Here is a 26,094-nt window from a genome sequence, read left to right on the forward strand (position 1 = left end):
AACAATGAAGGTATTCTTGGGCTACGCATCAGAGCATCTTGATGCGGCACGCGAAATTTACACGTTTCTTAAAGAATTCATCGAAGATGTTTGGTTTGATAAGGAGTCACTGACTGGCGGCGATGACTGGGATCGCGAGCGTTCAGAAGCACAGCGGACAGCCGATTTTATAATTCACCTCATCTCCGAAGAGGTTTTTTCTCGTGCCGGAGTAGTAAATCGTGAAATCCGGCAGACTCTGAAGCAAGTCGAGGACCAACCAATTGGCGCGAGTTATGCGCTATTTGTTCGCCTTGACGATCTGAGAATGCCAGCGGAACTTATTCGATTTCAGTATGTTGATCATTTTCGCCTCAACTGGCGTGAACAATTGAGCAAGGCTCTCTCGAAGCGAGCCGAACAACTCAATCCAGCAGAACATAGATCGCAATCACAATCTTCTATTATGACAGAGAGGACTGAGAAGGCATTAGGGCGAGAGCCTTCTCAGGTAAAAAACTCTTTTATCAATGACTTCTACGAGTTGAACTCCACGTATTTGCAGTACGGCGAAGAAGGATTGTACTGGCAGCTTGTAAACACAAAAATTGCCTCAGAAACCCTATCAGGATTCATAAGATATTCCGGAATTTTTAGCCAATTGGATGAAGATGATAAAAATAGGATCCGAGAGTATGGAACGCCATACGTCTGGGAAACAAACATGCAAGAATTTTTTCACCAACGAGATTTACTATCTATCAGATCTTCATATTTCTGGCACATGGGCGGGGCGCACCCTAACCATGGAATAACTACGCTCAATTTTCTTGGGCAAAAATATGGCTTCTGCACAATAAAGGACATTTTGGGACACAGAGAGGAGTGCGCCTACAAGCTTCTTGACTACTGCGAAAAAGTTCTTGCGGCGATGCTAGAAGCGGAAAACGCTACGGAGTACATGTCGAATGCTTTCAAAGAACGCCGGTACACATGGCAACTTGTTTCTCAGTATAACTTTGACCAGCGGGGAATAACGATAAATTTCAGCCCCTATGACGTCTTGCCTTACGCGTTTGGATCACACGAGGTTTTCGTCCCGTGGCGAGTGGTTACGCCGCTGTTGGCTGATCCGTACCAAAATCTTGAACAAGAAGTTGGTAGCTGAGAACTGTGCTGGGCTCCGCTTGCCCTCCCCCCTTCACCAAAACCCCCGCAGACGCGTCTCCCCGATATGGGCGCCGACCGTTCGGTGATCGGACAGCCAGTAGGCCATGGCAGCGGCCATTGCGATGTCCGCGTGCCCGAAGGCCGTGCCGCCCTCGATCCGCATCCGCCCGGCCTCGGTGATCGAGGTGTCGAAGGATTCAAGCTCCACCCGTAGGTCGTCGCGCATCGGGAAGTTGCCGATCTTCAGGTCGCCGACGTGCATCGCCGAGTTGATGGTGGACAGTAGGCGGTTCTTGCCCACGTTGTTGAACGTCGTGCCGCGCTCTCGCGTCTCCCCCTCGTTCTCGCCTCCGACGATCTGCATCCGCGTATGCTGCACATTCTTCATGTTCAGCAGGTCGCAGAAGGCGCGACCGGGGCCACCGGCATCGACGACGAGGTGCGCCCGGCCCGTGATCGCGGCGTCCAGCATCAGATTGCGCGTGACGATGGCAAGCTGGGTATAGGACATCTGCGGCACCCTCTCCGCCCGAACGATCTCGCGGCGGCGCGGCGACAGTTCCTGACGCCCGTTCTCGTCGTAGAACGGCACGCGCTCGTCGAGGATGATCGCGAAGGCGTTCTGGTCAATGCTCTGCGCGATGTCGAGGCCGACGAGGAAGCGGCGGTAGCCCGGTTTGATGATGATGGCGGGGTCCGGGTTCGGCAGGATCAGCGCCTCGCCGCGCGTGACGATGTTAGAGTCCAGCATAGATGTCTCCCAAGGCAAGGGCTGGGGTGTCCGTATAGGCGTTCGAGATGGTCTCGGGGTCGAAGAAAGGGGTGCCGCGGCCCATCCAAGAGAGGCCATGTTCAACCTTGAATTCCAGCGGCGACATGTTGCGGCGCGCCCGCTCGACCGTCTTCGCCATGCGCGGCAGATCGAGGGAGCAGGCCCGGATGCGCTCGACCTCGGGGAAGTCGTCGAGGTTCGACCACATGTCATAGGCACGGCCCGATTTGCCGCCGGGCGTGGTGATCAGGATCGTCTTCGCGTCGTCTTCGGCAATCGCGAGGGTCGAACCGAACACCTTGTCCGGGATGAACGCGGCCTCGTCGTAGATCAGCGCGCCGCGCTTGATGCCGTGGCCCCGGGCACTCGTCCCCTCCTGGCCTGCGGGCACACAGCGCGCGACCGAGCCGTTTTCGAGGTGGAGTTCGAGGAGCGTGCGGCGCTTGTCCGCGATGGGCAGGCCAATCAGGTCCCAAGTGAAGGCGATCTTGGCGAAGAGAAGCTGGGACTGCGCGAGCGAGGGACAGATGATAATCACCTCGTGGCGCGGCTGCGCGAGTTCCTGCGCGGCCATCACGCCGACCGTCGTCGATTTGCCGATCCGCCGCGAGGCGAGCACCATGATGGTGTCCGAGGTCGAGGTCAGAAGCTGGCGCTGCCATGCGTCAGGCTCCCCCTCGACGACACGGGCGAGCAGCTTCGTCGGGTCGAGGCGTTCGTCGAGCGTCCGCAGGAAGAGGGCAACGTCACGCGACATCCAAGGTGATCCGTTTCGCCTGCATGATCTCGCGGAAGCGCAGGCCAGCCGCCGGGTTCTCGGTGAAGAGCAGGAACAGCGCGTCGAGCAGAGGGGCGGCATCCGGGTGCTCGTTGAGCGACACCATGACGGTCGTCTTGTCCTTGAGAAGCGAGTACGTTTTCAGCATCGCCTCGTGGGTCTTGGTCTGGTCGCGGAGCAATTGCGCGAGGCCGGGCAACAGGTCTTCGAGGTCGCGCCCCTCCTCCTCGACCTTGGCCTTGAGCGCGCGGTAGAGCGCCTTCTGCTCGTTGATGATCCCGAGGATGCCCTTCGACACGTCGTCCTGCGCCTCGTTGATCACGCTGTCCACGGCCCGCCGTTCCGTCAGCGTGGCCTCCGCCCGCACGACCTTCTCGACCTCGGGCGTGATGTAGTTCTTGCGGAACGTCGCAAGGGTCTCGATGTCCACGGCGCAGCGCTTCGCGATGTCCGCGAACTGACGGCGGCGGAGGACGCAATCCACCACCACCTCAGCCACGTCGGGACGCAGCCGGATCACCGACTTCCGCCCGGGACCGGGCGGAGGTGCGGGGATCGCGGCTTTGATGCGCTCGAAGTTCATGGGACCGCAACCATCGGGGCGAGAAACTCCGCGAAGTACGGTGTGAGGCGGCGCCCACCGAAGTGTTTTTCCAACCACCGCATCCCAGCCCGGTAGCTTCGGTGATGTGGCGCCTCCAGAAGGATTTCCATCTTGCCGCTGGGCGAACTGGCGATGCATTCGAGCAGGCACAGCGACAGCAAGGTGATCCTCAGGCGGTCTTCCCCGGCGACCTCCTTGCGGTCGAGGTAGGGCACCGCCCATTTGTCCACGGTGATGCGGTCGCGCGCGATCCCCTTGACGCCGAGAACGGCGTAGGCCGCGATGAGACGAGCATGGCGCTTCTCTTCGGCGTCAGTCATTGACGATCTCCACCGTGGTGCCGGTTTTCTCGGCCTGCGCCTTCGCGCGGCGGTAGAGCTGTGGGTCGCGCGCCTGCACGCGGGTCAGCCGGATCGGATCGGGCGTCAGCGCCGCGTTGATGTCCGCAGGATTGGACCGCTGGCTCAGCAGCGCGCGGAACTGGTCGGCCTCGCCCTTGTCCTTCGCGACCTGTTCGGCGGCTGCGCGCTTCTGGTCCTTGATCTCGTCGAGCATCTTCTGGCTGGCCTGTTTCAGGCCGCCGATCTGCTCTTCGATCTTCTCTGCGAGCGAGGCCTGCATGGCTTCGAGCAGCTTCGGGGTCGCCTTCTCGATGAACTGCGCCATCAGGCGGTCGTTGTTGTCGTCCTCAGACATATGCGTCTCCTTGGGTAAAAAATGAGGCGGGCCTGCACGGGACCCGCCTCTCGTTTCCAAAGGAGAAGCACGCACCCCCAGTCCGCATAACGACAATCGGTGCCAGCGCGGGATCCGCTCAACCGGGGAAAGAAGGTGTCGTTGACCTAAAGAAGGTGACGCTCACGCAGCCGTCGCAGGCAGGCGGAACAGCTTGCCGTCCCGCTCGGCGTCTAGGATGTCGAGCGCCCGGCTGATCGCATCGGGGGCGTGGTCGCCGTCGAGCGCGAAGAACAACTCGCGGGCCGTCTTCGGGCCGGTCGCAAGTTCCGCGATGACCTTCTCGACGCAGGCCGCGAGCGCGGTTTTCGGGCCGCGGACCTGACGGTTCAGCACGGCGTCAACATGGTGGCGGTTGGCCTCGACGGCAGCCGCTGTCTCAGCATCACGGCGGCGCGCCTTGATCGCGTCGGACGCCGCCCGCAGCCGTCGCGCATGACGGGCATCGACGGCATTCCGGTATGTCCGTGCCCGCGTGTCGCTCTCGGCCTTCAGACGCGCCCACAGCGCCCGTGCCGTATCGACGCCCTCGGGCACCTTCATGACGCGGCCATGGGGCAGCATGGGCGTGGCCTCGCCGTCGAGCCAGGAGATCACCGTGCGGCGCACCATGCCCGGGTCGATGCCGACCTCAAGGCACAGCGCCTCACGCGACTGCGCCCATGAACCCGTCTCGTCGGTCAGGAAGGACAGCGCCTCACGGCGTGCGGCCTCCTCGCTCGGCGCACCCACGATCACCGTGACGAAGAGATCGCGGACGGCCTGTGCGATGACGGCGGCAATCAGGGCACGCTCGGGCGAAGTCGGGTCGCCACCGAACATGGGTCAGTTCGATTTGACGAGGGAGACAGGCAGGGTCAGGTCGCCCCCTTCCTCCTCCACCATGTCCTTCTCGTCGGCCCACGACCGATCCGACCGCGCGATCTCGCCCTTCTGCAGGTTCTCGTAGAGGGTCGCGCGGGAGATCATGCCGCTCTGCCACAGCTTCAATTGCGCCTCGACCATCTTCGGGTCCATGGCGATCTCGATGAAGTCGCGCGACAGGTTCACGGAGGCCTCGTCCGCAGGCGCGCCGACCCACTCGGCCGCGAGGTGCAGCAGCCGGTTCAGCGCAGCCTCGACCGAGACGACGACGCCATGCAGCAGCGCGAGTTCCGACCGCGTGCGCTGGGTCGCCGTGTCGATGGTCTCGTTGCGGTTCATGGTGACGGACAACATGCGCGCGCCGAGCGTCGCCATCGTGTCCACCTTCTCCTGCATCAGCTCCTTCTGGGCCGCGACACCCGCGCCCGTGAACTCGAGCATTCCGACCTGACAGCCCTCGGGCAGCGTCCACACCGTGCCCGAACCGATGGTCGAGGGCACGCGATCCTCCGGGATACTGCCCGAGATCCACGGGGTCGGGCTGGCCGTGAGGAAGATTGCATGTTCGCGGTCGCAGGAATTCTTGAAGTGCGAGAGCGCGACCTGACAGAGCGCGAGGAAGGGCGGCGTGACGTTCTCGGGCCTCAGCCCCTCCTGCGACACGAGCAGGAACGGGATGTAGTTCAGCGCCCGCCCGTTCACGGTCGGGATCACCTCGTCGCCGACATCTTCGCGGCGCTGATGCTGGTCGCGGATGAAGCGGCGGAACTTGTAGATCGAGTCGTCGAGGATCAGTTCGTAATAGACGGCGGCCTCCTCCCACGTCTCGTCCGAGGCGAGCCAGACGCGCGTCAGCACCTTGCGCCCGTCCACATAGGCCGTGTCGAAGTCCTCGATCGCTTCGGCCTTGAACGTCGCGATATGGGGCACCGTGTTCGCCGTCGCGCCGGTCGCCGGGAAGTCGAGCAGCACGCCGTAGCGACCCATCGCCATCACCTCGCGCACCATGTCCTCGATCAGCACGGACATCGGGGCGTTCTCGTCGGTCGCGTTCAGGCGCATCGGTTCGAGGCGGGCGGGCAGCTTGATCACGGGGTCTTTGCGCAGCGCGAGACCCGTCAGCGCGCGGAGGGTCATCGCGGGGGCGCCGTAGAAGCACCCCCGGTCGAGGTAGTGGACGTAATTGCCCGGGGTCATGCCTTCGGGCTTCGGGGTATAGAGTTGGCCCGCGGCCTTCACGGCATCTTCGCCTTCGAGGCAGTTGCGGATCAGACCGTATTGCTCGTGCAGGCGGTCGAAGGGGATCATGGCGGTGGCTCCTGTCTGGGGTCGGGCGGTGGACCAGTCAGGATCATGCACGCGCCCACCGCCCGGAACTCCCCGCGTGCAGCGTCACAATGCGATGGAACCAAGGGAGAACAAACCGGAGACGAAGGTAATCGGGCCGGAGAAGAAGGTGTTGCTGGGCGGGGAAAGGTTTGGATGGTTTGAGAAATTTCCGAAGGTGGGACCGGGGGTCCAGCAGCAGAACAGGGGTCCCCTTCGAGGGGTGCGGAATACCCGACCACTGGCAGGTAATCACCCGCTATCTATGTCACCGTCCATGACGTATTTCTTCCCGTGCGAATGCTATGTTGTAGAGATCGCGAGCTCTGCAACAGCGCACCCGCCAATCCGCTTTCAGCGCAAGCGGTTACGCCTCGATAGCAATCCAATCATCATCAATTGGTCATCGCGGGCAGAAGGTGAAGCTGTGCAAGCAGGCGGAGTGAGCCGGGCGAGATCGGGAGTTCTGTGCACGAATGGCATGAACATGTGGCAGGCGCATTGCGGCAAGCGCGAACATGGTGCGCATGGTGCACCCATGGTGCAGGCCTTTTGCGCTTACAGATCAAGCGTTTGACACCATGTGCACCATTGACACCATCATTCTAATGCACGCGCGAGACGAACAGGATGGACCATTTCCTGCAACATCAGCAAAAGAGCACAGATCCAATGGTGCACATGGTGCAAACGGTGTCACCGCCTTGAAATCTAAGCAGTTCTACCCTGCACCATGCCCGCACCATCGACACCATCAGGCCGCGTCACGGCGTTCGACGAACCAGTAAGTGCCCCTGCTGTTGGTGCACATCGTCAGGGTGAGCGCGATGCGGCGACCCGAGTCAGCCTCGAACACGAAGACCCGCCCCTTATACCTCTTCAGGAACTCGGCGATCTTCTTACGCGCATCCCCGAACCCGAAGTCGAAGTCGACGTTGGTCGCGTTGACGAGATCGACGACATCACCTGCCCGCACAGGCTTCGACCAATCGGTACGGGCGACAGGATTGCCGTAGCCATCCCGATCCCCCGAAGGATCGACCCGCCCCTTGTGGGCCTTGTCCATCATGATGAACAGGTCTTTGGCGATCTCCTCCTCGGGATCCTCGGGACGGCGGCTCGTAGGCGTTTCGAGGAACCCCCGAACACCGATGCAGTCGAACAACCCCGACATTTTCGCAGACCATTCCTCGTAGGAGGCCTTTGACCCCGCGCCCTCGGGCATCCCCTGATTGATCCAATACTGGATAATCGTGCAGGCCGCGCGCACCTGCTCTGCGTGATTTTGAATGGTCCACGCCTTTAGGTTCTTAATACGGAACTGCGATACGTCGCGGTCCTCGGGATTCGACATCTTCGCGTCCATGCGAATATCGACTGTCCGCCGATAAAGCTCACCCGACAGTTCAGTGTTGTTGCCCGAGCCGACCCACTGAACCTTCACGGGCACGCGCAGCATCTTGGACACCCCGAGGATGCGGGCCGAATAGATTTCCGCCGTCAGCGCGGAGGCGAAGGATGCGGAGTTGAGCATGTTCGCGTTGTCGAAGTAGACGCACCTGACACCCTCGACGAAGCACGCGGTAAGGGTCTTCTTCATCTCCTCGTCCGAGCGCGGCGGCGTCTGCGCATCGGGCCAAGTTCCGAGCGTCGGATACAGGGACGTTTCGATGAACAGCGAAGCACCCGTGCCTGCGGCAGGCTTATTGATGAAGTAGAGCGGCGTCGGCCCGAACATGTCGCGCATGTAGGGTTCGAGGATCATGGCGAGGGCGTGAACCTTGTCGGACCTCTCCTCGAACGGGAATTGCGATATTGGCCGCCACAACTGGCGTAGCGCGGCCCGAACATCGGCCCGTGTCGGCTGTCGCGGGACATCGACAGACACCTTCAGGTCGAGGAAGATGCCCGAGTCCTCGTCGAACCCGTTTTCGTTCAGCAGACGGCCATCACGGGTGAACGTCGGCACGATAGATACCTGCTTGAGTTCCGGGACCGTGACGTCGCAGCGACGCGCGGACAGCATGTCCTCCACCACGTTCGATGGCGCGGAGACGGGCTTCCACTTGCTGTCATCTTTCGCGAGCCAGGTCGTGCAGCGATTAAGTTCATGCTTCAGGCCCGATCCGTCGAGAAGCTGCATTCGGCCCGCATCGACGCGCGCAAGCGCTTCTCCATAGGCGTAGACACCTGGATCACCGTGGATCTGATAGTCGGCCAAGGCGTCCCACGCCTGCTTCGATACCTCGGCGACCTGCGCAGACAGGAACACAGCACCGCCTTCGCCCTTCGGATTGCGGCGCCGCCAACCGAGCCATACCGCGATCTCCTGCATCCACTCGACGGGGATGCCCATGAGCGCGGCAGCTTTCGGGATGCCTGCAACCTTCCGGCCAGCCTCAAGGCGTTTCAGCGTTCGGCGCGCCTTGCTCGCGCGCATCTTGATCTCGTCATCGCCGACGGCTTGGCAGAGACGGACCATGAAGGTCGAGATTTGCTCTTCTTGCCATCCTGCGCGCACCATGCAGCCCGTGAGCGCGAGGGCGAAGTCGTCGCGCGTTCCCTCACCGGGATAGAACCGCGTCAGGACGGCAACAGCCGCGAGGAGGCCTGCTTCCGCAACCAGCACATCCGGGTCAATCTCCTTGGGCAGCACGGGGTTCAGCCATTCCAACTGATCGCCGTCAGGATGACGACTCTCAGGGATCATCGCCTGATAGGCCTCGCCGCTCGAAGATGTGCGTATCTCAAGAACTGTGTATGCGTGCGCGCCTTCCAGTTTCGGCGCGCCGCTGACACTGGGGAGCCTGAACGCGACTGGGGCGTCGAGATTGCAACGGAAAACACTGTGGGTGACTTTGCCATGCCTGCCCCACGCGAGTGTCGGCGACGATCTTCCTGCGAGCGCGCGCGTCTCGGGCCAGTCGAGATCGAGATCGACCATCCCGGGTTCGATCACGAGGCCGACCTGTTTCCCGAGATCGTCGAGGCTGTACTTGTTCTCGCCCCAACTATTGTCGCGGGGGCGCTTTTGGCCATCCACGAGCGGGATCAGCCTGTATCCCGCTTCTATCAACTCTTCTTTCATTGTCCGTCTCCTGACGGAGCACGGCCAAGACCTCGAACTTTGGTGGGCACGCAGGCGCAAACCGAATATATTTCGGCTATCCCAAATATTGCCTGACGACTGACCGGAGCGAGGACTCGACCCTTGCTCCGGTTACCTCACCTCGTGGGACTTCGCCCACGCGATCACGTCATCCCGATCATACAGGATCGAGCGCGACGACATGTGGAGGTAGGGCGGACCCTGACGCTCGCGCCGCCATTCATAGAGGCGGTCGGGCGATTTCCCGAGGAACGCCGCGCATTGCGCCGTGTTCATCAGTTTCGGGGCGGTTGCATTTTCAAGGCGCTCGGCCAAGGCTTTCACCTCTTCGCGCAGCGCATGTATTTCCTGAGCAAGTTCCACGGTGACACCCTCCTATCCTGCTCGACAAAGAGGCGGGGGTGTTTCTTGCTGGCTTCCCCTCACACGGGCTCGCCACCAGCGATGCGGTCCCGTGATATGCTCCAATATCATCGTCATAAGTCAGGGCGTTTGATCCGCTCAAGAACAGAAGCAGGTGACGCACCGCACTCTTTAAGGATGCGCGCGGCGATCTTGTTCACGTCGGCATGGTTGGCCGAGCCTTGGTCATAGATGTCCTGAACCTTCTTGGGCGTGTCGCCGCGAAGTTCGTCGATGATGTACTCGGGCAAACGCGCGCGGCGCGCGGCGGTCGTGAAAAGTCGGCGGCAATCATGCTGACGCAGCACCTTGACCTTGTGCGCATCATCCCTCTCGCCCACCGTGACCGTGCGGGCCATGAGCTGGTCGATATGACCCGTCTTTGAGTCAGCGGGGAACACATACCCCTGACGGTGAGGAAGCGCCTTCAGCGCCTCAATCAGCACGTCTGCGACGGGGAACGTGCGGGACAGGCCGTTCTTCATCTCGTCGAGCGTGATCGTCTTCCGCTGGAGGTCAACCTGCTCCCAATCGAGGGCGCGGACGTTGAGGGAGCGGAAGCCCGTGAAAAGCATCGTCAGCCACGCCGTGCGGGTGATCATGCTGCGCGAGGCGAGGATCAGGTCGAGGGCCGGCCACGCATCCGCCGCATCGAACAGCACGGATGACGATACGCGGTGCTTCTGCGGCGGCTTGAGGTCCGCCGACACGTCGAAGCACCGGCGGATGATGGAGGCACGACGGAAGGCCATCTTGATGATCTGCACAAGGTGCTTCGCCGTCGAGGGCGTTTTGCCTTTGATCGCATTCTCCAGCATCGGCAACGTGATTTGCTCGATGGGCTGGGCGAACAGGTCGGACAGATGGTTCTTGATCTGCAAGCGGTAGGTGTCGATGGTCGCCTCTTTCGCGTGCGACCGCGCGACATGGGAGTCGAAGGCATCCATCAAGGTCACGACCTTCGTCGAGGCAGCATCCGTGCCGGTGACGAGTTCTGCGATCTTCTTCTTGGCGATCTCCTCCGCCGCACCGCCGTTCGCGACCTCAGGCCACTCTCCGAGCTTCACCGAGCGGACCTTGCCGTTGATCCGTTTTGTCAGGATCCATGACTTTGTGCGGGCACCGACAGCGAGGCGGATACCGCGCAGCGCATCGCCGTCATGGGAGTAAAACTCCGTGCCGGTTTCGGGGTGTTTGATCTTCGCGATCTCGGGGCGGGATGTCAGCTTGATGGCGGGCACAGCAGTCCTCTGCAACATTCTCTGCAACATTTCGTCCCGATATAGTACGATCTAACCCGAAACTGACCAACTTGTTTTTTGTTGCAGAACTCATAAACACCTTATTTTCTTTACTTTTTCCAGATCAATCCCGATCAATCCAGATCGACGGCAGTCCTCTGTTAATCAATTGGTCGTAGGTTCGATCCCTACCGCCGGAGCCAACTTCCCCTCTAGGGTGTTGATTTAGCTACAAAAAGCCTTTCATGGCTTCGTAGGTGTGGCATACGGGTGTTCCATCACCCGAGTTTTGCGTGGGTCCGTCCGAAACAAGGGCGACGCAAGACCATGCACGGCCAACCTCATCTCTCCCGTCGCGGCACCGCCTATCAATGGCGCCGTCGGATCCGGGTGTTTTCCACAAAATTCGTCGACCTGAAGCTCTCCCTGGGGACGACGGATCGCCGTGTTGCGATTATCTTAGCCCGTAAGATTAGTGCGGAGAGCGACACATTTATGGATGGCATCATCAGGACCGAGATCTCGCCTCAGGAGGCGCGCGCCTGGCTGGCGGATGTAATCAAGCGCGAGCGGGCGAAGATCGAAAAGCTGCAATTGCTGCGCCGGTTCGACTCCCTCGATCCGCTCGATGATTTGCGCCAAGACGAGGCCGCGCGAGACGCTTGGGCATATCTGGCACGGTCGGGATTGAATGCTGAGGCACCCGAAGGTGCTTCTGAACTTTTGAACTCGACGATCGACCTGTATCGCCGCGACCTTGCCAGCGATAGCCGCAGGCGTATCATCGCAAGGGAGTTTCAGGATCTGACCGGGCGTCCGGCAAGTTCTGCCTTTGAGGTGGTGACCCTCATGAGCCTACTGATTTCTGGCAAGCGGGCCGCGTGGGCCGGCAAGGATACAGCTCTCGAGCCGATCGAGGCCCTGGCCGATGACTTGGCCGTCCAGACACCGTCCGACCTGCTGGGCCGCGAAGCGTCAAGCCCGGCGCCTAATTTCTCACCGGACCATACGGCGCGAACACCAGCTGTCGTGCCGCCGCCCGCTCAGGGTCCTGCTCTTGATCCCGCGCTCAACGCTGTGATCGACCGGCTGATCGCGATGAAACGCGAAGAAGGTATCGAAGAGAAGACGCTGCGCCAATATCGTAGTTTTGGCGATTTGTTTACGCTTCTCACCGGGATCACGGATATCCGGCGGGTCCGACAGGCTGATGCGACCGCCTTCCGTGCCGCGCTCTTGAAAATTCCGAAAAGCTGGGGGAAGAGCCCGAAGGATCGCACCGCGACCCGCGACGAGGCTATGGCGCGTGCTGCCACCCTGCCCGCCGATCAGGTTGGCCTCTCGACCGGCACGATCAATCGGCACCTCGATCATCTCGGTCAGGTCGCGACCTGGGCCGGCGATGAGGGCTTCTTGATCGACCCACGCCTCGATCCGAGCAAGTTGCGCCGTAAGGAAACTGTGCGCGAAAGCGAAAAGAAGGATGCTTTCACCCTGCCGCAACTCGAGGCGCTGTTCCAAAACCCGGTCTGGACGGGCTCTGAGACAGAATACTACCAAACACGTCCGGGCAAAACGATCTATCGCAACGGCATCTACTGGTGCCCTCTGATCGGCGCGGCAACCGGGGCACGGCGCGAAGAGATCGCAGGCTTGTCGCCCGAGGACGTCATCGAGGTCGACGGCATCTCTTGCATTTCAATCCGTGAAACCGAGCAGCGCCGTGTCAAGACGCTCTCCTCTTGTCGTATCGTGCCGATCCATGCGCGGCTGATCGAGCTCGGGTTTCTCGACCATGTCGCGAAAATGAAGCGTGCCGGGCACCCTGATCTGTTTCCGGACCTTCGGGAGCCGAAGAGTGGCAAGCACGGCAAGAAACTCGGGCGTCGGATGCGACAGATCGTCGATGATACGCTGGGTGCCGATGGCGCGGCGCTATCTTTCCACAGCTTCCGCCATTACGTGCAGAACGCGCTCGAACACGCAGCAATCGACGATAAAATCATTCGCGACATTGTGGGCCATGAAGGGCGCGATATCCACGAGAAGACTTACCACAAGCCGACCCCACCCAACCTGATGCGCCCGGCAATCGATGTTCTGCCACTTTGGGTGTGACGGGGAAGTGTCAGGCGTTTTTGGGCGGAAAGTGTGCGTTCGCTGCGTTATGCGCCAGCGGCGGCTATGAGAAGTGCGAGGAAAGCAGAGCTTGCGCAAGCAATCAGCGCTGGTTAGCATTCGGATGTTCCTTAAATCCGGTGCATAAGTTGGACAAAGCAGAATTCGACAAGGCAAAGAACGCTATCGACTTAGCGACTGCACGGGTTATCGAGAAAGGCAGCGATGATGTGTTCAAGCCGCCAATCTTCTCGCAATCACTGGAAAGCGCTGTCCTGACCACAAATCATGCCGAGTTTGCAAAGAAAGCAAAGACGGATACGCTAAGATTTCTGCAAGCAGCAAACCTCCAGAGGGAGCGAATTGGGCCAACCAGACGCGGATTGGTCACGAAAGATCAACACACATTCAGACAAGTAGCTTGGCTCGATCCATTTGACGCCGTAAAATATCTGGCAGCGTCATTGATGGTGTTCTCTGAAATAGAAGCGGAGAGAATTCCGAAAGCTGAGGGGTGGGTGCATTCGCATCGGCGGGCGGACCTGGATACAGAAATATTCGACCCCAGTTTCGGGTATGATAGTTTCCGCGAAAAGTCCTCTAATATTTCGAAGGACAGAGTGGGAGAGTGGAAGGTTGTTACAGATATTTCAAATTTTTTCGACAGGATTGGGAACCATACCTTAGAAAATCACCTACTGAACATTGGGTGTGACAAGAAGTATGTGACGCTGCTACGAGAAATGCTGCTGTTTTGGGCGGGGGATCGAAGAAGCTTTGGTGTTCCAGTCGGATCTGATGCCAGTCGGATTTTGTCGGAAGCTATATTACTAAATGTCGACCGAAAGCTTAAAGACTCAGGCATAGTTTTCGTGCGCTACGTTGATGATTTCAGGATATTCGCGAATACAAGATTGGAAGCCCTAAAGTCAATTGAAATACTCACATCGTTGCTCGCGGACGAAGGGTTGTCACTGAATAGCCGAAAGACAGATATCTTTCAGATTGTTGATCCTGACGAGGTGGCGGCAATCGCCAATAGATTCGCGGGGGGCGAGCACGAGAAGATCGACATCGACGAGAAGGTCGAAGTGAAGCGAGCTGTTCGCGTCAGCGGAAGAACTTCCATCTCGCGATTCTATAGGGAACCCGGAAAGGACGCGCTGAATAAGATCATTGCGATTCCAAAGGCGGAGATCATCTCGAAGTTTCAGAATGCAGATGAGGATGAGGTAGAGCAGCAAATAAAGCTAGCGGTTAAGTATTTTGTATATGCCGATCAGGATGTTGAGATACTTAAGATACTCATTGACGGAAAAATTACGTCAGTCTTTTACATCTGCGACGCCTTAGTCAAGGAAGCGGAAAAGTTCAATGAAGATAAATGCCTTAAAATAAAAGCGGCTGTCTTTGACTCATTCGATTGGTCGATCTGTGCATACCCCCTACAAGTTCCAATTATTAGAGTTGCGGCACACCCCTCATTTTATGAGCCTCGCTTTGTAAGAGCAGTGGTGGATGGACACCTTCAGACTGACAATATGCTTTTCTTCAGAGAGGCCATTTCATTGGGTTATCCTTGCCTTGACCGTGCCCGCCTTCGAAACCTGGCGATGGAGGTTTTTGGCAACGTCCCTCAATTCGTACAACGAGCCATCTATGCGGCGGTTAGAGATTACGTGGGATTCTCCGAAGATGAGAAGAGACCCTTACTGAAGAATATGAAACAGCATGCGGCCGACTGGTTCATTGACCAACTCTAAACTTGAGGAGACGTCAACTGATGCCCTATGGTCCAGGCGGGGTTTGTAGGCAGCCAATCCCTCCGGGAGTAACGAGTCTTAGGTTAACGCGTGTCCGCGTCGAAGCGGTCATTAGGCGCTGATAGCATGAATATTAGCAATGGGCTGTTAATAAGGCTTAGCCTATCAAGCTCAGTTGGTTGGTTCACTCAAATTCACCATCCAGTCGGGAACAGGCGCCTTCTCATCTCCGTCGAACCCCTCAACGAGCACACCGCAAAAATCTAAAGCGGCATCTCGAGCCGTGCGATCGATTGGGATAGCATAGCTTGCGGCAACGGCATCGCCTGCAACGCCGGACCAGCCGACAATACTATCTTTATGCTTGATCATAATCATTTGCACGATCCACAGAAAATCTGAACGCTTATTGCTCACCATTGCCTCCAATTCATGTCCGGCAGCGTTCCGCATAAGGTCGGTTGCGCCTACAAAAATACTATGGCTGAACGTGGTTGATCGAAAGATCTAAAATTTCCCATAGCCACACAATCCAGCTTCGTTGCCTCAGGGGGACAGCGCGAACGTCTCCTTTAGCGGGTCGCGCGGTGCTGCCGAAAGTCCGGTGAGGGCCGCCTCTGCCGAGCAGCCCCACTCGCCTGGGTGTCGAGCACGCCGCACCGCCGCAGGTCCGGTTCGAGCCCAGGGCTGCCTCCGGGGCAGCTCTGGCATGAAATATCAACTCAGCTGCTGCTGCATGATCGTAAGCGACGTCTGCGACCCACGTTGTAGATGAGCTCTGACGCTGCGAGGTGATACCCATCTCATGATGGGGAGTGCGTTTCGCAATGTGTGCGACAAATTCGTTTCTCAAATCTCTGGGCGTCGAGATCTACGCGTCGGGTCACCGGCGCTGGCCGGACGATGCGAAGGCTCGCGCTGTGGCAGAGACCTTGGAGCCGGGGGCGACAGTGAATGCGGTGGCCGGTCGGTATGACATCCGCCCGAACCAGCTCTCGGCCTGGCGGCGCCTGGCAAAGCACGGACAGCTGGTTCTCCCCGCCGAGGAGATCGGCGCGCCGGTCTTCGCGCCGCTGGTCGTTTGCGATCCGGCCGAGAGGAACGAGCCGACGAGCGCGACGCCCGAGCATATGATCCGGATCATCAGGGGAGCGGTGCAGATCGAGCTGTCGCCCGACACGCCGGCAGATCGGATCGCCGCGATCGTGCATGCTCTGGAAGCACCGACATGCTGATGCCGTCCCAAGGGGTCCGCATCCTGGTGGCGACGAAGCCGGTAGACTTCCGCAAGGGACATGATGGCCTGGCCGCCCTGGTGCAGTCGACCCTGGCCGAGGATCCGTTCACCGGGACGGTCTTTGTCTTCCGAGCGAAGCGCGCGGACCGGATGAAGATCCTGTTCTGGGACGGCAGCGGCCTCGTCATGGGCTACAAGCGGCTGGAAGAGAGCGCCTTCACCTGGCCCGCAATCCGGGATGGGGCGATGACGCTGAACCGCGCCCAGTTCGAGGCGCTGTTCGCCGGGCTGGATTGGCGGCGGGTGCGGTCCCTGGAGGCGCGCCGCCCGGCTGTGGCAGAATGACTCAGGGGCAAGAAAGCCTGCCTGCCGAGGACGGGAGCAGGGTATGATCCCGCCATGTCCAGCGTCCCATCCCTCGACCTGTCGGCCATTCCGGAAGACCAGCGTGAAGCTGTTCTGGCCGTGCTGCGTGAGCGCGATGCACTCAGGGAAGCCAACAAGCGCCTCGAGCATCTCGTCGCCGAGCTGAACCAGGTCGTGCATGGCAAGAAGTCCGAGAGGCTCAGCGAGGACGAGCGGCAGCTGGCCTTCGAGGACCTGGAAACTGCCGTCGCCGAGGTCGAGGCGCAGCAGGCCGAAGAGGCCCCGGCCTCGTCCGGTCCGCGGCGCGCCAAGACCGCCCGGCGCAACCGAGGCAATCTGCCCCAAGGCCTCCCCCGGACCGAGCAGGTGATCGAGCCGGCCAGCCTGGACTGTCCGTGCGGCTGCGGCACGATGCACCGGATCGGCGAGGACCGTAGCGAGCGGCTGGACATCGTGCCGGCCCAGCTCCGCGTCATCGTGACGGTCCGGCCAAAGTATGCCTGTCGCGCCTGCGCCGAAGGGATCACCCAGGCTCCGGCCCCCGCCCACCTGATCGAGGGCGGGCTACCGACCGAGGGCGCCATCGCGCATGTGCTCGTCGCCAAGTTCGCCGACCATCTGCCCTTGTATCGCCAGAGCCAGGTCCTCGCGCGCTCTGGGATCGATCTCCAGCGCAGCACGCTCGCCGATTGGGTCGGCACCGCGGCCTTCCACCTTGCTCCGGTGGTCGACCGGCTCGCCGAGCACCTGAAAGGCTCGGGCAAGCTCTTCATGGACGAAACCACGGCGCCGGTTCTGGAGCCCGGGGCGGGGCCGAACAAAGACCGGCTTCCTCTGGGCGCTGGCTCGAGACGATCGGGGTTGGGGCGGAGATGACCCGCCCGGCGTGGTCTTCACGTACCACCCGAGCCGCGCCGGCGTGAACGCGGAGCAGATCCTGCAGGGCTTCGACGGCATCCTGCAGCTGGACGGCTATACCGGCTACGATCGGCTGACGCGCCCCTCGCGCACGGGCGGCGCGCCGATCACGGTTGCACACTGTTGGGCACATGCGCGCCGAAAGCTGAAGGAGGTCTTTGACCGCGACGGATCGGAGATCGCCGCCGAGGGGCTGCGCCGGATCGCCGAGTTCTACCGCATCGAGACCGAGATCCGCGGCATGGGACCGGGACAGCGCCTATCGGCGAGACAGGCACGCACCGCGCCGCTGGTGGCCGAGTTCGGCGAATGGTTGCAACTCCAGCGCCACCGGGTCTCCGCCAAGTCCCGCCTCGGAGAGAAACTTGCCTACATCCACCGGCAGTGGGACGGGCTGCAAACCTTCCTGCAGGACGGCCGCGTCGAGATCGACTCCAATGCCGTGGAGAACCTCATCAGGCCGATCGCCCTGACACGGAAGAACGCGCTCTTTGCCGGCCACGATGAAGGCGGACGCACCTGGGGCCGCATCGCCTCGCTCATCGCCACTGCAAAGATCAACGGCGTGGAGCCCTTCGCCTACCTCAAGGCGACGCTCGAGGCGATCGCGGCAGGCCATCCTGCGCACCGGATCGACGAGCTCCTGCCGTGGAACTTCAAGCCGGCAAGCTGAACTCCGGTGGGGCGCAGACGCCGCTTACCATGATCGATGACGCGTTGTAACAGTGGAAGGCGGCGACCTTCCCGTCCTTCATCCTGAAGACATCGCAGCAGGGGACGTCGATGACCTTTCCGCTTGCGGCAAGCGGGCCCGCCGGCGTTATAAGCGTGCCGTGATGCGTGCCGCGGATGGCCAGTTCGACGACGACCGTATCGCCCGACACGTCGATACTGAAAAGCTCCCGGTGAATGTCGGGAAAGGCTTCGGCCATCCCGCTTGCGACGAGCGCGATATCGGCACCGCGAAACTCCATCTGGCTGGGAATGTCGCGGGCGTAGCGACGCATCTTGAGCGGCTGATGCACCTTGGAACTTACGTGATGGACGTGGAATGCTCACAATCGATGTTCGTCCCTAGTCTGCCGCCTTCTGGGGTTGCGCCCTCACATATGCTTTGTACCCTTCGATAGCGACTTCCCTGGTTACGGCGTCTGCTTGGGGGTCCATCATTACGCCGATCATCTCGTCGACCAAAGGGTTGGGCGGCGCCACTTCGGCCCCAGCCTTGGTGACGCCAAAGCGCCACAGCTTGCACATGCCAACAAGCTCGCCCCCCTTGGGAGAGAGTGGCCTAACTACGTCGCCATACCACCGAATATGGTCATGGTAGTTATCAAAGTGCGGGTGGACGATTTTGTAGTGCTTTGACTGATCAGGAAATGACTTGCGCTTGGGATTGGTGCGGACTTCAACTTCTCCTTTAGCAATGTTGCAGTCCTTGCATGATGCTGCCAGATTGCGTGGCTCAAACATGAAGTGTGGCGCGATACTCTTGGCGATGATGTGCTCACCGTCCCAGACTGCTTTGTTGTCAGTCGGGTACTCGCGCCCACAATAACAGCATCGGCGGTTCTGCTCGGCGATATAATGTTCTTTGATCTCCGCACGGACAGCGTTGATGGCGTCATCGCCCCAGTGATTGTGATCCTTTTGCCCACACTCAAGTGCATTGAAAGTATCAACCAGTGCTTGGCACGCTGCGCCATATTTAACTGGATTCATGACTGCGCCTCAGTCCCTGCGTCCCTCGCAGCTTCTTCAACGTTTCTAATCAGCTCAGCTGCTGGATCGTTTGGTTCCAACTCGGTCGCAAATTTACGCAAGTCAGCAAGCGCTTCCCCAAAGGCCTTGGAATTCATGTCCCCGTTTGCGATCATACGGAGCGCAGTGACGATACGGTCTCGGATGTGAAGATTGTTTGACGTCGGCGCACCAAAGACTTCGGCGAGGAGGTAGTCTGCCGATTGTCCCTTCAGTTCCTTGGTAGATGGCAGCTCTTCTTGGTCGAGCGAGATAACTTCGGCATGCTCAGGTAACTCGGAGATCACCATGGGGGAGTGCGTTGCCACTACGAAGTGACAACCATGGTAACGAGCGAAAGTGCGCAGCAGCAAATCGATGTACTTCACCTGCCACTCGGGATGCAGGCTGAGTTCTGGCTCGTCGATGAGCACCAAACTGCCGTTCTTGATGACAGATGCGAGCGCGATGAGCGCAGAGACCATGCTCAGCTGACCGGAACTTGCCTGAAGGAGGTCGGTCGGACCGCCGTCCTTGAGCTCAACTTCAACGCCAGACATACTCAGGAGGCCTGCTCGGCGTAACGGCTGTAGATCAAGAAACAAGGGATCCTGAAATCCGGTCTCTAGGTCTGCGTGCGTTTCGATACGGTTGCCCGTGGCTTTCTCGAGAGCAAGTTTTGCTAGCCATTGAAGGTGGGATAACGAAACGTCGCTTCGAGCAATATCTTCTAGCAGACGCTTCTTCGTATAGGACAGCCTGTCATCGGTATAAGGATCGAGCCCGCTCGCAATATCATGGAGCAAGGACCTTTCTCTGAAACGGTAGATGACATTAACCATCGGTCTCATGCCGAGAAATTCGAACACTGCGCCAATGTTGCTCAATCTGAGAGAATTGTTATCTGTTGCATCGAACAGGCTGCTTAAGGAGCGGAACAAAAGGGTCCGAATTGATGCCTTCCCGAAATTGTCGCGCAGACCGAGATATTGGTACATTGATGATGCAGCATCAACTTGAACCACCGAGCGATGTAAAGTTCGGGGCAGTGGGAACTTGTCGAATGGGCTGATGGTCAGCGCGACGATGCGCTTGGGCAAAGGAAGATCTCTGGGAGAAACTTCGTTACCGTTCACCTGAATGCTAATCGAACGACGCCCTGTCTGCGCGACCGTGCAGTGATAGCCATCCACGCGATAGACCAGAAGTTCCAGCGGCAGGTCATCCTTGATCTCTTGTCGCTTACCCTGATGCAGCTCTTCGAGGCGCAGGAATGTCTGAACGATTGCGCTTAAGAGATGGGATTTGCCAGTTCCGTTTTTTCCGATGACCGCCGTCAGATGTTCATGCTGTTCGCCAACGACGTGAGGCTTGCGGCTAAAAACGGCGTGAGGATTGATGTATGGGCGGTCCCTGCGTCGCCATGGCATCTCAACGCGGACATCAGCAGTGCGCGCTTCCAGCAACTGAAAGTCATTTTCGGCGTACATGAACCATTCCCCGGGATAAATTTCAGCTACTTTTCAGAGCTCTACGTGCCATGTCGAGGGCAATTGCGTGCAGGCGGCCAACTTCTGGCGAAATGTGCCGCCGCAACAACTTTTCTACGATGGGCATGACGTGCCTCAATCAAGTGGCTCATGTTGCAGATGCCCGCGCCAAGACACATGGTGTCTCCCTTGCAAGACTTTTGGAAATGGGCTTGGAGCGGTCATCCTCGGCGCCTAGCACGAGGGTCGGCTATGGGCCGTCTCTGCCCGGCAGCCCCAGTCACTTGGGCGTCCAGCACGCCGCACCGCCGCTCCGAAGCGTTAGCCGACCTCCGCCAGCATCCCTTGGTAGAAGCCTTGAAGATGGGCGGATCGCTCTTCCGCCAGCCGTGCCCCGGTCGCGGTGCGGAAATTGCCGCCGAGCTTCATTAGCTTGGTCTGGAAGTGGTCCAGCGCGAAAGAATGATCATCAAGCGGCCTATCACTTGCGGCTGGATCAACCACATCGCAGATGGATGCCCGCCGCAGTCCAGCAACGTAGAAGCATCGTGCCACGCCGATGAAGCCGATTGAATCCAGTCGATCTGCGTCCTGCAGAATTTCAGCTTCCAAGCTGGTGGGAAGGATTCCAGCAGAGTAGCTGTGAGCCTCTACGGCATGGCAGACTTGTTCGATCCGGTCGTTCTTCCACGACAAACCGGACAGCACGTCGCACGCCTTGGCTGCGGCGAGACGTGAAGCCATTCCCCGCTGCGACGACCCTTTGTCGATCCATACGCAGTCATGCAGAAGAGTGGCTGCGAGCAGGATCTCCATGTCGCCCCCTTCAGCGCTGGCGATTCTTTCGACATTCCGCCAAACGCGCAGAAGATGTGCCTCGTCATGCGCTCCATCCTGCACATCGAAAGCATGAGGAAGCAGCGCCTCGGCAAGATGAGGGTTGGGAAACTGGTCGCGCATCTGTCTGCCTGTGCCGGTTATCTTAACATAGTCCTAGCTGCGAACGTCAGGAATGTCCCGCACTGCCGGCCTCGGGGGCCTGGACGATGCTGCGCCGTGCGTGACGGTCCGGTATGGGGAAGCCGCGCTTCGGCAACGGTGATCCCGGCCAACGTCGGCTCAGGGCCGGAAGCGACGTCGAGCCAGGGCCGACCAAGTGCTTGCCCTCGCCGCGCCGCCGCATGTCGGCTTCGAGCCCAGAATTACCGAAGCCGCTTTCTTTTTGAAAGGCGGCTTCATGACAGAAGTTGATTTGCGGCGCGGTTGCAGCTGCCAAGAAGATTCCGCGCTTCTGCAGGCTAGTTCTTTCGCATTGACCACAGATGCAGGTCCCGGCGCTACCCGTCGCATCATATAGAGGTTGAGTGCCAAATCTGAAGAGGCACCCGTCCTCATGTCCTCGCCTGTGGGCGGATGATCATTCCCCATTTGTCTTCCGCATTAAACCCGAGCTTTTCATAGAAGCCGCGGACGTCGAGCTGCTTGCCCGTGAGTAAGATGATCGAAAGGACATTCTGTTCGCGCGCCTTGTCAATAGCCACTTCCATGACCAGTCTCGCGAGGCCCCGACCTCGGTGTTCGCGAGCAGTCACAACGTTCTCTATTCTCGCGTGCGAACGCCCGCCAAAAGTCAGGTTTGGGCAAATGTGAAGGGACGCAACCGAGACCAGGACCCCGTTGAGTTCTGCGCCGAAGACATAGGTCCCGCTGTGTTCAAGTATCTCGGCTAGCTTCGTCCGCCCTGCACGGCCGCCAAGGACAGGCGCTCCATTGGTCAGTTCCAGATACAACTTCAAGAGCGCGTCGAAATCTTCCAGCTTCACACTGCGAATGATCGGTTGGGACATATTGGAAGCCTCTTGCAAGTGATGGTTCCTGTACCGTCTTCTGCAGCTCCTGCGGGGAGTTTGCTCTTTGCCCCGATGGATCCGGATCCTGTTTCGAGACTATGGCGATCCTTCGGGCAAATCCCTGCGGTGATCGGCCTGCTTCCATTCATCCAAACACCGTATGGAGAGAGAGATAGGCGCCGAGTGCCAGAGCCCAGATCAAAGCCGTTTTTCGGCCCTGGGCGGCGAGTATCAGTCCCAGAGCAAGCAGGACAAGGATCGTCACGTTGGAAGGCCCGATGGCGCTGCCGCGATCCTTCGCGTTGGTGCCGAAGGCAAGCTCGAAGGCTAGTGCGCCGAGCATCGCTTGGCTGCTCAACCCGAGCACTCTGAGGACCACGCTGTCGCGAACCTCCGCTGGCGCCGAGCGCCTGCGGACGAATGGTAGGAAGCGCGCCAGAAATGCGGTCACGACGGCGATCGCGATGAATAGATCGAAGCCGGTCATCTTCTTCGCCGTCCGATCTCGCCCCAGACTGCCACAGAGGAGCCAATCAGCATTGGTGATCCCAACACGCTCAGGGCACCAAATGCTGGCCCCAGCAAGGGGGTGGCGAGGAAGCCGATGGCAAAAGCGGCAACTTCGGCGCGATGAGGCCAGAGCCGGCCCGCAAGCACGGTAAGAAAGAGCGCCAGCGCGAAGCGGTCGAAGGCAAGGATGCCGGCATTTGACCAACCTGGGCCAAGAAGGTGGCCTGCCATGATCGCGAACAGGCTGGTCAAATAGAGTGGCAGGCCGATGCCGGCGAAGTAGGTGAGCGCGTGGCCGTCATCACGGTTGAAGCGCGTTCGGCAATTGGCGAACACAGTCGGCACAAGCAGAGTTATGTAGCACGCAATCCGGCCTAGTGGTTCTGACGAGAAGCTGCGTGCCAGGACTGCGGCCATCAGTGCGAAGCGGGCATTCATGACAAGAATGATCGGCAGAATCGTCGCCCACCCGGCATCATGGTTCTGCACCATCAGCATCTGGAGGGGCGTTGAATAGAGTAGCGCGGTCATCGCGACGGTCTCGATCCATGACAGCCCTTTCGCAGCGCAAAGCGCCCCAAGGCCCACATAGAGAAAGCACAAGAAAGCCGCGAAAGGCGCTGCGTCTCGCACGCCGTCGCGAAAGACATCGCTTGTGCGCAAGCCGTGAGAGGTCGGTTGTGATATCACGGTGTCATTGGTCCGTTTGTATTTTCGGTAATGCCTGTCCGGCCCGTCCAAACTTGACTTTTTCCGAGAGATCGAGACAGTGACACTTCAATACAAAATTACCAAACTGTATTGATGGAACTCCCGTAACGGTGAGCGGTAGTGGACGGACCGAAGCGCACGAAAACAGAGCAATTGATGGTGGCGGTGAGAGATCAGATCGCGACCCGTGTGCTGGCGCCGGGAGATCGCGCCCCCTCGGTTCGGAGTTTTGCGCAGGCGATGCGAGTCTCGCCCTCAACAGTGGTTGAAGCCTATGACCGGCTTGAGGCGGAAGGAGTTCTGAAGGCACGGCGTGGGTCGGGCTTCTACGTAACCGGCACACCACCGACACCGATGAAGCTGTCTGCGCCGGGATCGCCGCGCAGCCGCGGCGTTGATCCGTTTTGGGTGTCGCGGCAAATGCTCGACGCTGAGCCAGGCACGTTGCAGCCGGGCTGCGGCTGGTTACCCGAAAGTTGGATGCCACACGCTGCGCTGAGCAAAGGGATGCGATCACTGGCGCGCGGAGATCAGGCGGTGTTGGCCAATTACGCCAGCACGCGTGGCGCCCATGCATTGCGCCGCCATCTGCTAAGCCGGTTTGCCGCAGAAGAGCTGCCGGTCGCACCTGAGCGCCTCATGTTGACGGCTTCTGCTTCGCAGGCTCTGGACCTGATTTGCCGACTTATGCTTCGCCCCGGTGACACGGTGCTGGTAGACGATCCAGGCTATTTCAACTTTCATGCGCTGCTGCGCGCTCATCAGCTGCAGGTAGTTGGCGTCCCATATGCCGCTACCGGACCCGATCTGGCGGCTTTCGAGACAGCTCTCGTAGTCTCCAAACCTCGGCTCTATGTCACCAACTCTGCACTGCACAATCCGACCGGTGCGACCATCTCGCCGCATACCGCGCATCATGTACTCAGCTTGGCGCGCACGCATCAGCTGACGATCGTCGAGGATGACACTTTCAGCGACCTCGAGCCTGAACCCTCCACCCGTTTGGCGGTACTCGACGGGCTCGACAGCGTAATCAGGATCGGGGGCTTCTCGAAGACGATCTCGGCCTCGATGCGCTGCGGATATATCGCCGCCTGCGCCAACTGGATAGAGGCACTCGTTGATCTCCAGATCGCGACCTGCCATGGGGGTCCGAGTCCATTCGCAGCGGAGTTGATAGCGGAACTGCTTACCAGTGGCGGCTATCGCAAGCATCTTAGTGAGTTGAACCGGCGTCTTGCAGCTGCGCGCAAATCCGCATCAGATGAGCTCGCAGCGATCGGGATTACCCCTTGGATAATGCCGCGCGGTGGGTTCCTATTGTGGGGTCGGTTCCCCGAAAACGTCGACAGCACTGAAGTCGCCCTGCGTTGCCGGGAAGTCGGAATTCTTACCGCTCCGGGCAACGTATTCAGTCCCACGCAGACTGCGACCGCGTTTATGCGGTTCAATGTTTCCCAGCTCGGCGACAGGCGCGTCATTCGGGCCCTAAGAGATGCGATGAACCGTTAGCTGATAGTGTTTTGCACCGGCCGAGGGTCAATTTCTTCTACCCGGTAGCCAAAGGCGCCGTCACTTACTCTACAACGAGCGTGACGGTCCGCTTCGAATATAGAGTGCTCTTTCGGTGCGTTGGGACCAACGGCAGGAAAGTCCCGCACTCCCGACCTTCAACGGCACGAAGATCGGGCGTCTGCGGCGAAAGTCCGGTTCGGCGGACTACAGCGCGGCATAGCGGTGGCGGTATGAACGGCAGCTTCGGGCCGGGCGCGTCGCGTGAGGAGCCACCGCCCACTCGGAGGCAAGGCGCATTCCTTGCGCAAGGCAGGCCACCTGAACGGTGGCACTCGGCCTCCTCTTCACCCCGCGGGTTTTCCGGTCGTGTCGCCGCCGGCCTCGACGCGTGACGCCGCCATGGACATGGGTTCGGAGCGAGATGCCGGCGGCCTGCACGTCGCCGGTGACCTTCACGTCGCCGGTGACCACGAGGCCCGCCGGGGCGGTGATGCGCACGGCACCGCCCGCCACCTCGAGGATGACGCCTCCCGGCAGCTCGACCCGGTAGGCCTGGCCGTCGCTGCTGGGCGGGGGGAAGGCATCGGAGGCCACGCTGCCGCCGATCACGCCTTGGGCGGTGTCGCCACCCGGGCAATGCACCATCACCTGTTCGCCCACGACCACCGGCGCCCAGATCCGCGCCCCGCCGGCCCGGCCCGCCTGCACCGGGAGCCAACCACCACCGCCCCCACACGAGCCTCGACGGGCTCACCCCGTGGGAGTATCACCAACGGTCAGTAGAGGACCAAAACCTGAACAGAGCGAACTAAAGAACGCGGACTCTACGGGGAGCAGGTCACTCTGCTACGCTGCCGACAAACCTCGATCAAAGTCGCGAACGAGACCTATCTGAG

At 59.9% G+C, this 26,094-nt stretch carries 25 protein-coding genes and 2 pseudogenes; 8 read left to right on the plus strand and 19 right to left on the minus strand.

Going from position 1 to position 26,094, the window contains the following annotated elements; genetic code table 11:
* Nucleotides 1–4: 4 nt before the first annotated feature.
* On the plus strand, nucleotides 5–1,147 hold the full coding sequence (locus tag CVV76_RS10985) for a TIR domain-containing protein (RefSeq protein WP_158243136.1): 1,143 nt from the start codon (nucleotides 5–7) through the stop codon (nucleotides 1,145–1,147).
* A 33-nt stretch (nucleotides 1,148–1,180) separates the two neighbouring features.
* Here CVV76_RS10985 and CVV76_RS10990 read toward each other — a convergent pair whose 3' ends face one another.
* The 10 genes from CVV76_RS10990 to CVV76_RS11035 all read right to left on the minus strand — a co-directional run bounded on the left by CVV76_RS10990 (nucleotide 1,181) and on the right by CVV76_RS11035 (nucleotide 10,980).
* On the minus strand, nucleotides 1,181–1,900 hold the full coding sequence (locus CVV76_RS10990) for a hypothetical protein (protein WP_233192811.1): 720 nt from the start codon (nucleotides 1,898–1,900) through the stop codon (nucleotides 1,181–1,183).
* A complete protein-coding gene (locus tag CVV76_RS10995) occupies nucleotides 1,887–2,678 on the minus strand; it encodes a terminase large subunit domain-containing protein (RefSeq protein WP_102224679.1) in 792 nt (263 codons plus the stop codon). Before CVV76_RS10995 ends, CVV76_RS10990 begins: the two co-directional genes overlap by 14 nt.
* Nucleotides 2,668–3,282, minus strand: a complete 615-nt coding sequence (locus CVV76_RS11000; protein WP_035845455.1) for a hypothetical protein — start codon at nucleotides 3,280–3,282, stop codon at nucleotides 2,668–2,670. The genes CVV76_RS10995 and CVV76_RS11000 overlap by 11 nt, the downstream gene beginning before the upstream one ends.
* The gene (locus CVV76_RS11005) at nucleotides 3,279–3,623 is read right to left on the minus strand and encodes a hypothetical protein (protein ID WP_102224680.1); all 345 of its coding nucleotides are present in this window, start codon (nucleotides 3,621–3,623) and stop codon (nucleotides 3,279–3,281) included. The genes CVV76_RS11000 and CVV76_RS11005 overlap by 4 nt, the downstream gene beginning before the upstream one ends.
* Complete coding sequence (locus CVV76_RS11010; RefSeq protein ID WP_102224681.1) at nucleotides 3,616–3,999, minus strand: hypothetical protein; 384 nt, start codon at nucleotides 3,997–3,999, stop codon at nucleotides 3,616–3,618. Before CVV76_RS11010 ends, CVV76_RS11005 begins: the two co-directional genes overlap by 8 nt.
* Nucleotides 4,000–4,161: 162 nt before the next feature.
* Entirely contained in the window at nucleotides 4,162–4,860 is a 699-nt protein-coding gene (locus tag CVV76_RS11015; RefSeq protein WP_102224682.1) for a hypothetical protein, read from the minus strand.
* Between the two features lie 3 nt (nucleotides 4,861–4,863).
* Nucleotides 4,864–6,210 carry a DUF4055 domain-containing protein gene (locus CVV76_RS11020; RefSeq protein ID WP_102224683.1) on the minus strand — a complete coding sequence of 449 codons (1,347 nt, stop codon included), beginning with the start codon at nucleotides 6,208–6,210 and terminating at the stop codon, nucleotides 4,864–4,866.
* A gap of 772 nt (nucleotides 6,211–6,982) precedes the next feature.
* Nucleotides 6,983–9,316: a bifunctional DNA primase/polymerase gene (locus CVV76_RS11025; RefSeq protein ID WP_102224684.1), complete on the minus strand. Its 2,334-nt coding sequence runs from the start codon at nucleotides 9,314–9,316 to the stop codon at nucleotides 6,983–6,985.
* Between the two features lie 132 nt (nucleotides 9,317–9,448).
* On the minus strand, nucleotides 9,449–9,700 hold the full coding sequence (locus CVV76_RS11030) for a helix-turn-helix transcriptional regulator (RefSeq protein WP_102224685.1): 252 nt from the start codon (nucleotides 9,698–9,700) through the stop codon (nucleotides 9,449–9,451).
* A 113-nt stretch (nucleotides 9,701–9,813) separates the two neighbouring features.
* Complete coding sequence (locus CVV76_RS11035) at nucleotides 9,814–10,980, minus strand: tyrosine-type recombinase/integrase (RefSeq protein WP_158243137.1); 1,167 nt, start codon at nucleotides 10,978–10,980, stop codon at nucleotides 9,814–9,816.
* A 270-nt stretch (nucleotides 10,981–11,250) separates the two neighbouring features.
* Between CVV76_RS11035 and CVV76_RS11040 the strand changes: the two genes are divergently transcribed.
* Together CVV76_RS11040 and CVV76_RS11045 are read left to right on the plus strand one after the other, a co-directional pair.
* A complete protein-coding gene (locus tag CVV76_RS11040) occupies nucleotides 11,251–13,098 on the plus strand; it encodes a site-specific integrase (protein ID WP_233192812.1) in 1,848 nt (615 codons plus the stop codon).
* Between the two features lie 149 nt (nucleotides 13,099–13,247).
* Complete coding sequence (locus CVV76_RS11045; RefSeq protein ID WP_146010285.1) at nucleotides 13,248–14,861, plus strand: RNA-directed DNA polymerase; 1,614 nt, start codon at nucleotides 13,248–13,250, stop codon at nucleotides 14,859–14,861.
* Between the two features lie 171 nt (nucleotides 14,862–15,032).
* Here CVV76_RS11045 and CVV76_RS24670 read toward each other — a convergent pair whose 3' ends face one another.
* On the minus strand, nucleotides 15,033–15,278 hold the full coding sequence (locus tag CVV76_RS24670; protein WP_146010286.1) for a hypothetical protein: 246 nt from the start codon (nucleotides 15,276–15,278) through the stop codon (nucleotides 15,033–15,035).
* 410 nt (nucleotides 15,279–15,688) lie between these two features.
* Between CVV76_RS24670 and tnpA the strand changes: the two genes are divergently transcribed.
* From tnpA to tnpC, 3 genes and pseudogenes are all read left to right on the plus strand, one after another.
* Nucleotides 15,689–16,096, plus strand: coding sequence for an IS66-like element accessory protein TnpA (gene tnpA, locus CVV76_RS25600; RefSeq protein WP_269844489.1), 408 nt, complete (start codon nucleotides 15,689–15,691; stop codon nucleotides 16,094–16,096).
* Nucleotides 16,090–16,443 (plus strand): IS66 family insertion sequence element accessory protein TnpB, encoded by a 354-nt coding sequence (gene tnpB, locus CVV76_RS11055; RefSeq protein ID WP_102224689.1) that lies wholly within the window; start codon nucleotides 16,090–16,092, stop codon nucleotides 16,441–16,443. The genes tnpA and tnpB overlap by 7 nt, the downstream gene beginning before the upstream one ends.
* A gap of 54 nt (nucleotides 16,444–16,497) precedes the next feature.
* Nucleotides 16,498–18,055 (plus strand): annotated as a pseudogene (tnpC, locus tag CVV76_RS11060) (IS66 family transposase).
* Here the strand turns inward: tnpC and CVV76_RS11065 are convergent.
* The 7 genes from CVV76_RS11065 to CVV76_RS11095 form a co-directional block, all read right to left on the minus strand.
* Nucleotides 18,039–18,389: a nuclear transport factor 2 family protein gene (locus tag CVV76_RS11065; protein WP_102224690.1), complete on the minus strand. Its 351-nt coding sequence runs from the start codon at nucleotides 18,387–18,389 to the stop codon at nucleotides 18,039–18,041. The pseudogene tnpC and the gene CVV76_RS11065 overlap by 17 nt on opposite strands.
* Nucleotides 18,390–18,456: 67 nt before the next feature.
* Nucleotides 18,457–19,104, minus strand: a complete 648-nt coding sequence (locus tag CVV76_RS24675; protein ID WP_146010287.1) for an HNH endonuclease — start codon at nucleotides 19,102–19,104, stop codon at nucleotides 18,457–18,459.
* Nucleotides 19,101–20,612: an AAA family ATPase gene (locus tag CVV76_RS11075; protein ID WP_102224692.1), complete on the minus strand. Its 1,512-nt coding sequence runs from the start codon at nucleotides 20,610–20,612 to the stop codon at nucleotides 19,101–19,103. Before CVV76_RS11075 ends, CVV76_RS24675 begins: the two co-directional genes overlap by 4 nt.
* 321 nt (nucleotides 20,613–20,933) lie before the next feature.
* On the minus strand, nucleotides 20,934–21,572 hold the full coding sequence (locus CVV76_RS11080; protein WP_102224693.1) for an HD domain-containing protein: 639 nt from the start codon (nucleotides 21,570–21,572) through the stop codon (nucleotides 20,934–20,936).
* A gap of 431 nt (nucleotides 21,573–22,003) precedes the next feature.
* Nucleotides 22,004–22,459, minus strand: a complete 456-nt coding sequence (locus CVV76_RS11085; protein WP_102224694.1) for a GNAT family N-acetyltransferase — start codon at nucleotides 22,457–22,459, stop codon at nucleotides 22,004–22,006.
* Between the two features lie 148 nt (nucleotides 22,460–22,607).
* Nucleotides 22,608–22,949 (minus strand): hypothetical protein, encoded by a 342-nt coding sequence (locus CVV76_RS11090; RefSeq protein ID WP_102224695.1) that lies wholly within the window; start codon nucleotides 22,947–22,949, stop codon nucleotides 22,608–22,610.
* Complete coding sequence (locus CVV76_RS11095; RefSeq protein WP_332888541.1) at nucleotides 22,946–23,662, minus strand: AzlC family ABC transporter permease; 717 nt, start codon at nucleotides 23,660–23,662, stop codon at nucleotides 22,946–22,948. The genes CVV76_RS11090 and CVV76_RS11095 overlap by 4 nt, the downstream gene beginning before the upstream one ends.
* Before the next feature lie 141 nt (nucleotides 23,663–23,803).
* Here CVV76_RS11095 and CVV76_RS11100 point away from each other — a divergent pair, with 141 nt between their 5' ends.
* On the plus strand, nucleotides 23,804–25,195 hold the full coding sequence (locus CVV76_RS11100; RefSeq protein WP_233192813.1) for an aminotransferase-like domain-containing protein: 1,392 nt from the start codon (nucleotides 23,804–23,806) through the stop codon (nucleotides 25,193–25,195).
* Nucleotides 25,196–25,402: 207 nt separating this feature from the next.
* Here CVV76_RS11100 and CVV76_RS11105 read toward each other — a convergent pair whose 3' ends face one another.
* Entirely contained in the window at nucleotides 25,403–25,906 is a 504-nt protein-coding gene (locus tag CVV76_RS11105) for a phage baseplate assembly protein V (RefSeq protein WP_102224698.1), read from the minus strand.
* On the opposite strand from CVV76_RS11105, the pseudogene CVV76_RS25675 reads away from it, so the two are divergent.
* Nucleotides 25,864–26,010, plus strand: a pseudogene (locus tag CVV76_RS25675) (IS3 family transposase); the annotation flags it as partial. The gene CVV76_RS11105 and the pseudogene CVV76_RS25675 overlap by 43 nt on opposite strands.
* Between the last annotated feature and the right edge of the window lie 84 nt (nucleotides 26,011–26,094).

The sequence above is a fragment of the Acidimangrovimonas sediminis genome (genome assembly GCF_002871005.1).
GTDB classification, from domain to species: domain Bacteria; phylum Pseudomonadota; class Alphaproteobacteria; order Rhodobacterales; family Rhodobacteraceae; genus Acidimangrovimonas; species Acidimangrovimonas sediminis.

Bases quoted from the DNA above. Each gene is read 5' to 3' on its own strand.
- CVV76_RS10990 (WP_233192811.1), bottom strand. From the start codon at position 1,900: ATGCTGGACTCTAACATCGTCACGCGCGGCGAGGCGCTGATCCTGCCG.
- tnpB (WP_102224689.1), top strand. From the start codon at position 16,090: ATGCTGATGCCGTCCCAAGGGGTCCGCATCCTGGTGGCGACGAAGCCG.
- CVV76_RS24675 (WP_146010287.1), bottom strand. From the start codon at position 19,104: ATGAATCCAGTTAAATATGGCGCAGCGTGCCAAGCACTGGTTGATACT.
- CVV76_RS11005 (WP_102224680.1), bottom strand. From the start codon at position 3,623: ATGACTGACGCCGAAGAGAAGCGCCATGCTCGTCTCATCGCGGCCTAC.
- CVV76_RS11080 (WP_102224693.1), bottom strand. From the start codon at position 21,572: ATGCGCGACCAGTTTCCCAACCCTCATCTTGCCGAGGCGCTGCTTCCT.
- CVV76_RS10985 (WP_158243136.1), top strand. From the start codon at position 5: ATGAAGGTATTCTTGGGCTACGCATCAGAGCATCTTGATGCGGCACGC.
- CVV76_RS10995 (WP_102224679.1), bottom strand. From the start codon at position 2,678: ATGTCGCGTGACGTTGCCCTCTTCCTGCGGACGCTCGACGAACGCCTC.
- CVV76_RS11015 (WP_102224682.1), bottom strand. From the start codon at position 4,860: ATGTTCGGTGGCGACCCGACTTCGCCCGAGCGTGCCCTGATTGCCGCC.
- CVV76_RS11000 (WP_035845455.1), bottom strand. From the start codon at position 3,282: ATGAACTTCGAGCGCATCAAAGCCGCGATCCCCGCACCTCCGCCCGGT.
- CVV76_RS11075 (WP_102224692.1), bottom strand. From the start codon at position 20,612: ATGTACGCCGAAAATGACTTTCAGTTGCTGGAAGCGCGCACTGCTGAT.
- CVV76_RS11010 (WP_102224681.1), bottom strand. From the start codon at position 3,999: ATGTCTGAGGACGACAACAACGACCGCCTGATGGCGCAGTTCATCGAG.
- CVV76_RS11025 (WP_102224684.1), bottom strand. From the start codon at position 9,316: ATGAAAGAAGAGTTGATAGAAGCGGGATACAGGCTGATCCCGCTCGTG.
- CVV76_RS11020 (WP_102224683.1), bottom strand. From the start codon at position 6,210: ATGATCCCCTTCGACCGCCTGCACGAGCAATACGGTCTGATCCGCAAC.
- tnpA (WP_269844489.1), top strand. From the start codon at position 15,689: ATGTGTGCGACAAATTCGTTTCTCAAATCTCTGGGCGTCGAGATCTAC.
- CVV76_RS11065 (WP_102224690.1), bottom strand. From the start codon at position 18,389: ATGCGTCGCTACGCCCGCGACATTCCCAGCCAGATGGAGTTTCGCGGT.
- CVV76_RS11085 (WP_102224694.1), bottom strand. From the start codon at position 22,459: ATGTCCCAACCGATCATTCGCAGTGTGAAGCTGGAAGATTTCGACGCG.
- CVV76_RS11090 (WP_102224695.1), bottom strand. From the start codon at position 22,949: ATGACCGGCTTCGATCTATTCATCGCGATCGCCGTCGTGACCGCATTT.